This window comes from Pelagerythrobacter marensis, assembly GCF_036700095.1.
Taxonomy (GTDB): Bacteria; Pseudomonadota; Alphaproteobacteria; order Sphingomonadales; family Sphingomonadaceae; genus Pelagerythrobacter; species Pelagerythrobacter marensis_A.
Window position 1 is genome coordinate 2,743,729 of sequence record NZ_CP144918.1, and the last position, 10,043, is coordinate 2,753,771.

Annotated in this window: 8 protein-coding genes; 7 read left to right on the top strand and 1 reads right to left on the bottom strand. The window is 64.0% G+C overall.

Features of this window, described 5'->3' with window-relative positions; translation table 11 throughout:
- Positions 1-71: 71 nt before the first annotated feature.
- The 7 genes from dusB to hflX all read left to right on the top strand — a co-directional run bounded on the left by dusB (position 72) and on the right by hflX (position 9,261).
- Entirely contained in the window at positions 72-1,088 is a 1,017-nt protein-coding gene (gene dusB / locus V5F89_RS13140; RefSeq protein ID WP_338446084.1) for a tRNA dihydrouridine synthase DusB, read from the top strand.
- Positions 1,085-2,161 carry a two-component system sensor histidine kinase NtrB gene (locus V5F89_RS13145; protein ID WP_338446085.1) on the top strand — a complete coding sequence of 359 codons (1,077 nt, stop codon included), beginning with the start codon at positions 1,085-1,087 and terminating at the stop codon, positions 2,159-2,161. Before dusB ends, V5F89_RS13145 begins: the two co-directional genes overlap by 4 nt.
- A complete protein-coding gene (ntrC, locus tag V5F89_RS13150; RefSeq protein WP_338446086.1) occupies positions 2,158-3,567 on the top strand; it encodes a nitrogen regulation protein NR(I) in 1,410 nt (469 codons plus the stop codon). The genes V5F89_RS13145 and ntrC overlap by 4 nt, the downstream gene beginning before the upstream one ends.
- A gap of 99 nt (positions 3,568-3,666) precedes the next feature.
- A complete protein-coding gene (locus V5F89_RS13155) occupies positions 3,667-5,859 on the top strand; it encodes a sensor histidine kinase (protein WP_338446087.1) in 2,193 nt (730 codons plus the stop codon).
- Positions 5,860-5,881: 22 nt separating this feature from the next.
- Positions 5,882-7,267: a sigma-54 dependent transcriptional regulator gene (locus tag V5F89_RS13160; RefSeq protein WP_338446088.1), complete on the top strand. Its 1,386-nt coding sequence runs from the start codon at positions 5,882-5,884 to the stop codon at positions 7,265-7,267.
- Between the two features lie 132 nt (positions 7,268-7,399).
- Positions 7,400-7,939 carry an RNA chaperone Hfq gene (gene hfq, locus V5F89_RS13165; protein ID WP_338446089.1) on the top strand — a complete coding sequence of 180 codons (540 nt, stop codon included), beginning with the start codon at positions 7,400-7,402 and terminating at the stop codon, positions 7,937-7,939.
- A gap of 17 nt (positions 7,940-7,956) precedes the next feature.
- Positions 7,957-9,261: a GTPase HflX gene (gene hflX / locus V5F89_RS13170; RefSeq protein WP_338447578.1), complete on the top strand. Its 1,305-nt coding sequence runs from the start codon at positions 7,957-7,959 to the stop codon at positions 9,259-9,261.
- Between the two features lie 3 nt (positions 9,262-9,264).
- Here the strand turns inward: hflX and mazG are convergent, their stop codons facing one another.
- Complete coding sequence (gene mazG, locus V5F89_RS13175; protein ID WP_338446090.1) at positions 9,265-10,026, bottom strand: nucleoside triphosphate pyrophosphohydrolase; 762 nt, start codon at positions 10,024-10,026, stop codon at positions 9,265-9,267.
- Between the last annotated feature and the right edge of the window lie 17 nt (positions 10,027-10,043).

Genomic DNA, 10,043 nt, shown 5'->3' on the forward strand with positions numbered 1-10,043 from the left:
CCGGGGCGCTAGCGCCTTGCACCGCGGCGGGCAATCCACTATGCGCTGCCCAAAATTTAGGCACCGCTTCGATGACGACGCTTCCTACCCCTCCGGCTCTCAAGCCCATTCATGTCGGTCCGGTCACGATCGACTGCCCTGTCGTGCTCGCGCCGATGACCGGGGTGACCGACATGCCGTTTCGGACGCTCGTGCGGCGCTACGGCTCGGGGCTCAACGTGACCGAAATGATCGCCAGCCAGGCGGCCATTCGGGAAACACGGCAGTCGATTCAGAAGGCGGCCTGGGACCCTGTGGAAGAGCCGGTGTCGATGCAGCTCGTCGGCTGCGATCCGGAATCGATGGGGGAGGCTGCGAAGCTGAACCAGGATCGCGGGGCCGAGATCATCGACATCAATTTCGGCTGCCCCGTGCGCAAGGTCACCAACGGCATGGCCGGCTCCGCCCTGATGCGCGAGGTACCGCTGGCGACGCGGCTGATGGAAGCGACGGTCAAGGCCGTTTCCGTGCCGGTTACCGTGAAGATGCGGATGGGTTGGGACCACGCCAGCCTCAACGCGCCCGAACTCGCCCGTATTGCCGAAGATCTGGGCGTGAAGATGATCACCGTGCACGGCCGCACGCGAAACCAGATGTACAAGGGGCAGGCCGACTGGGCTTTCGTGCGCAAGGTGAAGGAAGCGGTGTCGATCCCCGTCATCGTCAATGGCGACATCTGCGGGATCGATGACGCCGCCCGGGCGCTGGAGCAATCGGGCGCGGACGGGGTGATGATCGGGCGCGGCGCTTACGGCAAGCCGTGGCTGCTCGGCCAAGTGATGCACTGGTGGCGGACCGGCGAAAGGCTTGCCAGCCCCAGCTTCGACGAGCAGTACGCGGTCCTGGTCGAGCACTACCGTGCCATGCTGGACCACTATGGCCGGGAGGTGGGCACCAAGATCGCGCGCAAGCACCTCGGTTGGTACACAAAGGGGATGCACGGCTCCGCGGAATTTCGCAACCGGGCCAACTTCATCGACGACCCGGACCAGGTTCTGGGAGAGATCGAACGCTTCTACGAACCGTTCCTTCATCGCCGCGCGGCATGAACGCAACGAGCGAACGGCCCGATGCCGCGGCCCAGATCGCCGGTCTGATTTTCGCTGTCCTCCTGCTCGATCCCGACCTCGTCGTACGCGAAGCCAATCCCGCCGCCGAAGACCTGCTGCATCGCAGCGCCCGCAGGCTTGTCGGCGAACCGCTCCTCGACGTGATCGCCCTCGACGACGAACGGGTCGCCCAGCGCCTGACGGATGGCGAGGCGCGGCTGACGGTGCGCGGAATGGCGATGCGCTGCGGCGAGCGGGTGACGCAGGTGAATGTCACCGTATCGCCGCTGGCAACGCATCCGGGCTGGCGCGTGATGACCTTTTCCGAAGTGGGGCAGGGCGAAATGGGCGACCAAGGGCGGGAAGAGACGGCCCTGCGCGCGCCCGCCATTCTCGCGCATGAGATCAAGAACCCGCTGGCGGCGATCCGCGGGGCGGGCCAGCTCGTCGCACGCAAGCTCGATGAAAAGGATCGGCCGCTGGCGACGATGATATCGGCGGAGGTCGATCGTATCGCCCGGCTTATCGACCGGATGCAACGCCTGGGCAGCGAACGCGCCGATCCGGTTGCGGCGACCAATCTGCACGAGGCGATCCGCAGCGCCACCGCCACAGTGCAAGCGGCCGGCAAGCAGCGGGTCGAAATGGTCGAGGAGTTCGACCCCTCGCTACCGCCCGTGCTCGCCAGCCGCGATGCGCTGGAGCAGGTGTTGATCAATCTCGTTTCCAACGCCTGCGACGCCTGCGCCAACGAGCGCGCGCCCAGGGTCGTCATACGCACGCGCTTCGTCAGCGGGCTTGTTTCGAACCTCAAGCTGGGCCGCGCGATTCGGCTGCCGATCGAGATCACGGTGAGCGACAATGGGCCGGGGATCGACCCGATCCTGCGCGATCACGTGTTCGAACCTTTCGTGACGTCCAAGGCAAGCGGTCAGGGTCTCGGCCTGGCGCTCGTCCGCAAGCTCATTCGCGATATGGACGGCCGTATCGGCCATCAGCGCGACGAACGCGAAGGGCTGACCCATTTTCGCATTCACCTGCCCCTGGCAAGGGAAGAAGGAGAACAGCCATGAGCGGCACCGTGCTGCTGGTCGAAGACGATGCGTCGATTGCCACGGTCATCCGGTCGGCGCTCGAGGACGACGGTTTCACCGTCGATCGCTGCGACAGCATAGAGGCACGCGATCGTCTGCTTGCCGCCGGCAAATACGACGTGATGCTCACCGATGTGATGCTGGCCGACGGGGACGGGATAGCCACTATCGAGAGCGTGCGGGCGACATGCCCGGACATGCCGCTGATCGTCCTTTCGGCGCAAAACACGCTCGATACCGCGGTGCGTGCAAGCGACACCGGAGCGTTCGAGTACTTTCCCAAACCCTTCGACCTCGACGACCTGGTGCGTGCCGTAAGCCAGGCCGTAGGGTCCGGCGCCAAGCGGGGGGAAGAGGGGCAGGCAGGCGACGGGTTGCCGCTGGTCGGGCGCAGCCATGCCATGCAGGCCGTCTATCGCATGATCACCCGCGTCCTGCGAAACGATCTGACCGTGCTCGTGCTCGGCGAATCGGGCACGGGCAAGGAACTGGTCGCGGAGGCCATCCACCAGCTGGGCCATCGCAAGTCGGGGCCTTTCATTGCCGTCAACGCGGCCGCCATCCCTGCAGAGCTGATCGAAAGCGAGCTGTTCGGCCACGAGAAGGGCGCTTTCACCGGGGCCATTGCGCAAGCGATCGGCAAGTTCGAGCAAGCAAACGGCGGAACGCTGTTTCTGGACGAGATCGGCGACATGCCGATCGAGGCGCAGACCCGCCTTCTGCGGGCGCTGCAGTCGGGCCGCATCCGACGGGTCGGCGGCCGGCAGGAAATCTCCATCGACGTACGGATCATTGCCGCGACCAATCGCGATCTCAAGCCGATGATCGCCGCCGGGCGGTTTCGCGAAGATCTGTTCTACCGCCTGAACGTCGTACCGATCGTGCTGCCGCCGCTGCGCGAACGGGTCGAGGACATAGAGGCACTGACGAAGCACTTTCTGGGCCTGGCGGCGCGCGAGGGGCTGCCGGAACGGCGGATCGACCGGTCGGCGCTGGCGTTGCTGGAGCAGCAGGCGTGGCGCGGCAATGTGCGGGAACTGCAGAACGCGGTCTATCGCCTGGCGCTCATGGCGCGCGACGATGTCATCGATGCGCCGACCGTCGCGGCCGTACTGGGCGATACCTCCGACACCGCCGTCGCCGGACAGGACGACGGCCTGCGATCGGCCCTGGCGGCATGGCTGGCCGAACACGCACCGGCACAAGGCACCCTGTACCACCGGGCCATTGCAGCCTTCGAACGTCCGCTGTTCGAACACGCCCTCAAGCAGACCGGCGGGAACCAGTTGCGGGCGGCAAAGTTGCTGGGCATCAATCGCAACACGCTACGCAAGAAGCTCGGCGAACTGCAGCTCAATGTCGACGATTTCGCTCAAGGAGGATAGCAGTCTGTCCGGTGAATTTGTCCTTTGGACGGATTTGCCCTTGCAAAACCGCAACAGTGCAGTTGTAAGCTTGCAACTGTGGCGGAATCGACACTCCCCTTGACGAAGCGCAATCCGCGCTGGTGGCGGCGCTTCGTCGTTGCATCGCGGCGAGCCAATTTCTTCCTCCTGCTGGAGATCGTCTCCGCGGTCTCGCTGGCCGCGATGATACTGACCACCTGGCTGACGTTCGACAGGGCGCCGGCCGACGGGCAGCTCGTTCCGGCAGGGCAGATCGCCAGCCTGCTGATCGGAACGCTGTTGCCGGCGATGGCGCTTGTGGTCCTGTTCGGTCGGCGACTGGCCCTGCGCCGGGCGGCGGGCAGCACGGCCCGTTTGCACGTCAGGCTGGTGTTTTTCTTTTCGCTGGTCGCGGCTGTTCCCACGCTGCTCGTAGCGGCTTTCGCGGCAGTGCTCTTCCAGTCGGGCGTGGACTTCTGGTTCTCCGACGATTCGCGCGGCCTGATGCGCAACGCCAATGAGTTTGCGCGTTGGTACTACGAGGAAAACCAGCTGGAAGTCGCCAATCACACAGTCGCGATGGCTGGCGACCTGCGCTACTATCTCGAGCGCGGCAGTCTGACCGACGGCGGATTCGAGGATTATTACCGGTATCAGGCCGAAGGCCGGAACATCAACGAATCGGCCATTCTCCAACGCGTCGCGGACGGCAGCTTGCGAACCGCCGCGATGTTCGGGCTGCTGGCCGACAACGATCCGACGCGGCTCGATTCGTCGATCTTCGACCGGGTCGGGAGCGAGGAGCCCGTCGTCGTGCAGAGCGAGACGGAACGGATCGAGGCCATCGCTGCCATCGATCGCGACAGCGGCATCTTTCTCTACAACGCACGAAATTCCAGGGCCTTCGCCTTCGACCTTTGGGATCGCGCCAATTCGATCTCGGCCAACTACGAGATGCTGACCCAGCGGGGGAGGGCGCTTCAGTTGCGCTTCAACCTCGCGCTGTTCTTCGTTTCGCTGGGATTGCTCGCGCTGGCCGTATGGTTCGCGCTGCGCTTCGCCGATCGACAAGTGGAACCGCTCACCGACCTCGTCGGCGCGGCGCGACAGGTCGGCGCGGGCAACTTCGCGTTGCGGGTGGAAGGGCGCACCGGCCCCGACGAGATCGGTCTGCTCAATCGCGCATTCAACCGAATGACAGCCCAGATCGAAAAGCAGACCGATGCGCTGGTCAGCGCCAACCGGCAGCTCGAAAATCGTCGCGCATTTATGGCAACGGTGCTCGAATCGGTTACCGCAGGTGTCATCTCGGTCGATCAGGATCGCCAGGTCCTGTTGATGAACGGTTCGGCGCAGGCGCTCCTTCTCGACGAAGGCTCGCCGCCGCCTATCGGGCTGACACTCGACGAATTGACTCCGCCGATCGCGGCACTGGTGAACGGCGGAATCGATCGGGGGGTCGTCAACCAGACGGTCGCCGGCGAACTGCTGACGCTCGCCGTCAAGATCGCGGACTTCTCCGAAGGCAAAGTGATCACGTTCGAGGATATTACGCGCCAGCTGCTCGACCAGCGACAAGCCGCCTGGTCCGATGTCGCACGCCGTATCGCGCACGAAATCAAGAACCCGCTTACCCCGATCCAGCTCGCTACCGAGCGGCTGAAGCGCCGCTATCGCTCGCAGATCGAAAACGACGGCGAGTTGTTCGACGAGCTGACCAGCACGATCGTGCGCCAGGTCGGCGACCTGCGGAAGATGGTGGACGAGTTTTCCTCGTTCGCGCGCCTGCCGAAGCCGGTCTTCCGGCAGGAAGACGCGCTCGATCTCGTGCGTCAGGCGCTCTTTCTCCAGGAAGTGGCGCATCCCGAAATCGATTTCCGGTTCGAATTCGACGGGACTGGCCCGGTAACGCTCGCCTGCGATCGCCACCAGGTGGGGCAGGCGATGACCAATGTGCTCAAGAATGCGGTCGAAGCCGTCGAAGCCCGCAAACGCAATGCCGAGCCGGATTTCAGGGGGCGGATCGCAGTGTCCATCGTTCCCGGCGAGGACGATGTCGTGGTCGCGGTGGAGGATAACGGAGTCGGCCTGCCGCAGGACCGCGACCGGATCGTCGAACCTTATGTGACGACGCGCGAGAAGGGGACCGGGCTCGGCCTCGCGATCGTCAACAAGATTGTCGAAGAGCACGGGGGGGAAATGGCTTTTGCAACTGCGGCGGGCGGGGGAACGCGAGTCACCCTGCGCTTTGCGCGCAACCCATCGCTGCAGGGGAGCGAAGCGGCGGAATGATATCTTGCAAGGAGTATTGTCGATGACCCTCGAAATTCTCGTCGTGGACGACGAACGCGACATTCGCGAGCTCGTTTCCGGCGTGCTGAGCGACGAGGGGTACGAATGCCGAACCGCGGGCGACAGCGGAGCCGCGCTGGCCGCCATCGATGAGCGCCGCCCAAGCCTGGTCCTTCTCGACGTCTGGCTCCACGGAAGTCCGATGGACGGGCTCGAAGTGCTCGACGAGATCAAGAAGCGCGAGCCCGAGCTGCCGGTGATCATCTTTTCCGGGCACGGCAATATCGACACTGCCGTTTCCGCCGTCAGTCGCGGGGCGGTGGATTTCATCGAGAAGCCGTTCGAAGCGGAAAAGCTGCTCCACCTCGTCGCGCGCGCCACGGAGACCGAGCGGCTGCGCCGCGAAAATACCAGGTTGCGGCAGGGTTTCAGCGTCGGCGAGGAATTCACCGGCAATTCTTCGGTCATCAACCAGGTCCGCGCCACGCTGAAACGGGTGGCGGGCACTGGCAGCCGGGTTCTTATCAGTGGCCCGGCGGGCGCGGGAAAGGAAGTCGCCGCCCGGCTTCTGCACAGCTGGAGCGGGCGTGCCGACGGCGGGTTCGTGATCGTCAATTCGGCGAGGATCACGCCCGAGCGTTTCGAGCAGGAACTGTTCGGCGAGGAATCGGACGGCAAGCTCGTCCGGCCCGGCCTGCTCGAACTGGCGGATGGCGGGACGCTCTACCTGGACGAAGTGGCCGACATGCCGCTTTCCACCCAGGCACGCATACTTCGGGTGCTGACCGAACAGAGCTTCGTGCGCGTGGGCGGGAACCGCCAGATCGGGGTCGACGTGCGCGTCGTCTCCTCGACTTCGCGCGATCTGGCGCAGGAGATCGAGGACAAGCGGTTTCGGGAAGACCTGTTCTACCGCCTGAACGTGGTCCCCGTCGCGATTCCCTCTCTGGCCGAGCGGCGCGACGATATTCCGGCGCTGACGCAGCACTTCTTTACCCGCTATGCCGCCGAACAGGGCATTCCCGCGCCCGAAATATCGGAGGAGGCCATGGCCGCGCTCCAGGCCTACGACTGGCCGGGCAACGTCCGCCAGCTGCGGAACGTGGTCGAGCGAACCGTCATCCTGTCGCCGCGCGACAACCTGCACATGGTCGAGGCGGAGATGCTCCCCAGCGAAGTCATGGGCGGCAAGCTCGGCGCCACGAACGGACTGTCGACACTGATGGGTGTGCCGCTGCGCGAGGCACGCGAGAACTTCGAACGGGAGTATCTCAGTATTCAGATCCGCCGTTTTTCCGGCAACATATCCAAGACGGCGAGCTTTATCGGCATGGAACGTTCGGCCTTGCACCGGAAATTGAAGTTGCTCGGCATGGGCGAGCGCAGCCCGGCCGACCGCAAGGGCTGAACCCGAAGCGCGAAATTCCATTGCTCGCGGGCACCAAGAGCGGCATAGTCGGTTGACTATCCGGTTGGCGATTTTTCTCCGTCAGCCAGAATGCGGACCGCAAGGGCGGCCGCCAAGAAGAAGGACGCAAACATGCCTAGCGGACAGACACTTTCCGCGCGCCCCAAGGCGAAATCTGCTGAGGAGCCCAAACAGGGGCGCCAGCCCAATCTGCAGGATGCCTTTCTGAACATCCTGCGCAAGAACAAGACCCCGGTGACGATGTTCCTCGTAAAAGGGGTCAAGCTGCAGGGCATTGTGACCTGGTTCGACAATTTCTCCATCCTTCTGCGGCGGGACGGACAGTCGCAGCTGGTCTACAAGCACGCGATTTCGACCATCATGCCTGCCCAACCGATGGATGCGAAGCAGTTCGCCAGCCAGGATTCGAGCAAGAAGCAACGCTTGCTGCAGGATGTCTTCCTTTCGCGCGTGCGCGATGCCGAAGCGCAAGTGACGATGTTCCTCGTGAACGGCGTGATGCTCCAGGGGGCGATCGCGGCGTACGATCTCTTCTGCATGCTGCTCGAGCGCGAAGGCTACGTCCAGCTGGCTTACAAGCACGCGGTTTCGACGATCCAGCCTGCTACGCCGGTGGATCTCACCGACGACTGGGAAGGCGACGAAGACTGAGCTTCGACGACAATCTTCTGGGCGAGGTTTCGCGCGGTGCGCGGGCCCTTGTCGTATGTCCCGATATCCGCGGACAACAGCACGATCTGGATGCCGACTCGCGCCTGGCCGAAGCGTGCGGGCTTGCGCTCGCCATCGGCATCGTCGTTGTGGACGCCAGTGTCGTGCCCGTGCGCCAGGTAAAGCCGGGCACGCTCTTCGGATCGGGACAAGTCGAGAACATCGCCACCGCATGCGAACAGCACGAGGCGGAACTGGTCGTGATCGACGGCGCGCTTTCGCCGATCCAGCAACGCAATCTGGAAGAAGCTCTTCGCCGCAAGGTGATCGACCGGACCGGCCTGATTCTGGAAATATTCGGAGAACGCGCGGCGACGGCCGAAGGTCGCCTCCAAGTCGAACTCGCGCACCTCGACTATCAGCAGAGCCGCCTGGTCCGCTCATGGACCCACCTTGAGCGGCAGCGCGGGGGCTTCGGCTTCCTCGGCGGGCCGGGTGAAACGCAGATCGAAGCCGACCGGCGCATGATCCGTCAGCGCATGGGGCGCCTGCGCAAGGAGCTGGAACAGGTGCGCAAGACGCGCGCGCTCCACCGCGAGCGGCGTGGCCGCGCCCCTTGGCCCGTGATCGCTCTCGTCGGTTATACGAATGCCGGGAAATCTACACTTTTCAATAGATTGACTGGCGAATCTGTCATGGCCGAAGATCTGTTGTTCGCGACCCTGGACCCGACGATGCGGGCAATCCGACTTCCCGGGGTGGAAAAGGCCATCCTGTCCGATACCGTCGGCTTCATCTCAGATCTTCCGACCCAGCTTGTCGCGGCATTTCGCGCCACTCTGGAAGAAGTTACGGGCGCCGATGTGATCGTGCACGTGCGCGACATGGCAAACGCCGCGGCTGCCGCGCAGAAAGCGCAAGTGCTTGGAGTGCTGCGCGACCTGGGAATTGCGGAAGGGGAAGGGGGCGAAAGCGCTATCCCTATCGTAGAGGCCTGGAACAAGATCGATTTGCTGGCCGCGGCAGAGCGCGACCGGATGATTGAAAGTGCTCGGCAGGATGAGAACACCGTGCCGATTTCGGCGGTCACCGGGGAAGGGGTGGGGGCACTGCTTGCGCGGATCGACGCATTGCTGACCGCCGGCGCCAAAGTGCACGAGTTCGTACTGCCTGCTGCACGAGGGCAGAAAATCGCCTGGCTCCATGCGCATGGCCAAGTGCTCGAAGATGATGTCGTGGATGGCGGGGACGAGCCGAAGCGCCGCGTCCGGGTGCGATTGACGCCCAAGGAACTGGGACGGTTTGCAAGCCTGGACAGCTAGCGATCAGTCCTCTTCGCGCTTGACCCGCTGCCAAAGGGCTTCCTGCTCTTCCAGCGGAAGGTCGGCGAGCGTCCCTTCGGCGAGGCTTTCCATAGCGCGAAAACGGCGTTCGAACTTTGCATTGGCGGCGCGCAAGGCATCCTCGGCCGAGATGCCATGCGCGCGCACGAAATTGACGGCGGAGAACAGCAGATCGCCGGCCTCCGCGATGCGTTCCTCCCGACTTTCGGCCTGATCCAGCTCATCCATCTCCTCCACGACTTTGGCGCGCGGGCCGACTGTGTCGGGCCAGTCGAAGCCTAGCCGTGCCGCGCGCTTCTGGAGCTTTTCCGCCCGGGACAAAGCGGGCAGTGCCACGGCCACACCGTCCAGCGCGCTCTGGGCGCCCTTGGCCGACCGTTCCTCCGCCTTGATCGCTTCCCAACGCTCTTCGCGCATTCCGCCGGCCCACTGGGCATCGCCGAAAATGTGAGGATGACGCGCCTCCAGCTTGTCGGAAATCGCGCCAGCGACGTCGTTGAAATCGAAGTGCCCGGCTTCCTCTGCGATCCGCGCCTGAAACACCACCTGAAACAGAAGATCGCCGAGTTCGTCGCGAATATCCGACAGATCGCCGCGAGCAACTGCATCGGCAACCTCGTAGGCTTCCTCGATCGTGTGCGGCACGATCGTCTCGAACCGTTGGGCGCGATCCCACTCGCAACCGTTCACCGGATCGCGCAAGGCGACCATTAAGCGGAGGAGGCGGTCAAGCTGATCGGGCATATGCTAGAGCGATAATA

Excerpts from the sequence above, each read along its gene's own strand:
- V5F89_RS13145 (WP_338446085.1), top strand. The coding sequence starts at position 1,085 with ATGAACGCAACGAGCGAACGGCCCGATGCCGCGGCCCAGATCGCCGGT.
- hfq (WP_338446089.1), top strand. The coding sequence starts at position 7,400 with ATGCCTAGCGGACAGACACTTTCCGCGCGCCCCAAGGCGAAATCTGCT.
- mazG (WP_338446090.1), bottom strand. The coding sequence starts at position 10,026 with ATGCCCGATCAGCTTGACCGCCTCCTCCGCTTAATGGTCGCCTTGCGC.
- ntrC (WP_338446086.1), top strand. The coding sequence starts at position 2,158 with ATGAGCGGCACCGTGCTGCTGGTCGAAGACGATGCGTCGATTGCCACG.
- dusB (WP_338446084.1), top strand. The coding sequence starts at position 72 with ATGACGACGCTTCCTACCCCTCCGGCTCTCAAGCCCATTCATGTCGGT.
- V5F89_RS13160 (WP_338446088.1), top strand. The coding sequence starts at position 5,882 with ATGACCCTCGAAATTCTCGTCGTGGACGACGAACGCGACATTCGCGAG.